General features: G+C 68.9%; 1 protein-coding gene. It reads left to right on the plus strand.

Annotation, left to right across the window (positions count from 1 at the left end):
• Window positions 1-237 precede the first annotated feature (237 nt).
• Window positions 238-1,437, plus strand: coding sequence for an IS110 family RNA-guided transposase (locus ACSIH6_RS39280; RefSeq protein ID WP_435113958.1), 1,200 nt, complete (start codon window positions 238-240; stop codon window positions 1,435-1,437).
• Window positions 1,438-1,485 lie beyond the last annotated feature (48 nt).

The raw sequence follows: 1,485 nt of genomic DNA on the forward strand, positions 1-1,485 counted from the left end.
TCCTTACCTTTCTTGTGGGAGTTCGTTCCTGACCGTCCGTAGGGTCGGGAGAACCCCAGGGACGCCAGGTATGGCTGTCATGTGTCTGCCGTAGTCAAGGCTTCGGAGGATTGGCCGCCTGGCGTCCCGCGACGACCCGGCCGCTGATTGGGATGCGCGAACAGATCGCTGTGTAAGGACACGTCGGCGAGGTCGTCGTCTGGGACTCCCGCCCGAACTGCGACGACGGAGGAACCGATGCCCCAGCTCTGGGCCGGTGTGGACGCGGGCAAGACCCACCACCACTGCACCGTGATCGACACCGACGGCACCAAGCTGCTTTCGAGGAAGATCGCCAACGACGAAGCCGAACTCCTCGACCTGATCGCCGACGTCAACGCCCTGGGCGAGGATGTGCTGTGGGCGATCGATCTCAACAGCGGCGGTGGGGCCCTGCTCATCACCCTGCTGCTCGACCACGACCAGGAGCTCGTCTACATCCCCGGGCGCACCATCCACCACGCCTCGGGCTCCTACCGGGGCGACGGCAAGACCGACGCCAAGGACGCCTTCGTCATCGCCGACCAGGCCCGCATGCGCCGGGACCTGCAACCTCTGGCCGCTTTCGACGAGATCGCAGCCGACCTGCGCATCCTCACCGCCCGGCGCAGCGATCTGGGAGCCGACCGCACCCGCACCATCAACCGGATGCGCGACCAGATCCTGGCCTACTTCCCCGCCTTGGAACGGGCCTTCGACTACAGCACGTCCAAGGCCGCCCTGGTGCTGCTGAGCGGCTACCAGACCCCCGCCGCGCTGCGCAGGATCGGCCAGGCCCGCCTGGAGACGTGGCTGCGGGCCCGCAAGGTGCGCAACGCCGCCCGCGTGGCCCAGACCGCGATCGAGGCCGCCCAGGCCCAGCGCACCACCGTGCGGGGCGAGAAGACGGCCGCCGCGGTGGTCGCCAAGCTCGCGGGGGAGGTGGTTGCCCTCGATGCCGAGATCGCCCAGACGAACACGGCCATCGAGGGCCGGTTTCGCCAGCACGCACACGCGGAGGTGATCACCAGCCTGCCCGGCATCGGCACCCTGCTGGGGGCGGAGTTCATCGCCGCCACCGGCGGCGACATGGCCGCGTTCGCCAGCGCGGACCGGCTGGCCGGGGTCTCGGGTCTGGCACCGGTTCCCCGGGACTCGGGGCGTATCAGCGGCAACCTGCACCGTCCCCGGCGCTACAGCCGCCGCCTGATGCGGGTGTTCTACATGTCCGCACAGGTCAGCATCCGCTGCTGCCCTGCCTCGAAGGCGTTCTACGAACGCAAGCGGGCCGAGGGCAAGCGCCACACCCAAGCGGTGATCGCTCTGGCCCGGCGACGGGTCAACGTGCTCTGGGCCATGCTCCGCGATGGGCAACCCTACGTGGCGGCACCGCCCATGAAACTGGCCGTGGCGGGCTGAGAACTTCACCGCCCGTCACCGCTCCGGCTTGACAACTTCATTGGGAAT

The organism is Nocardiopsis synnemataformans (assembly GCF_965343085.1).
Classification (GTDB): domain Bacteria; phylum Actinomycetota; class Actinomycetes; order Streptosporangiales; family Streptosporangiaceae; genus Nocardiopsis; species Nocardiopsis alborubida.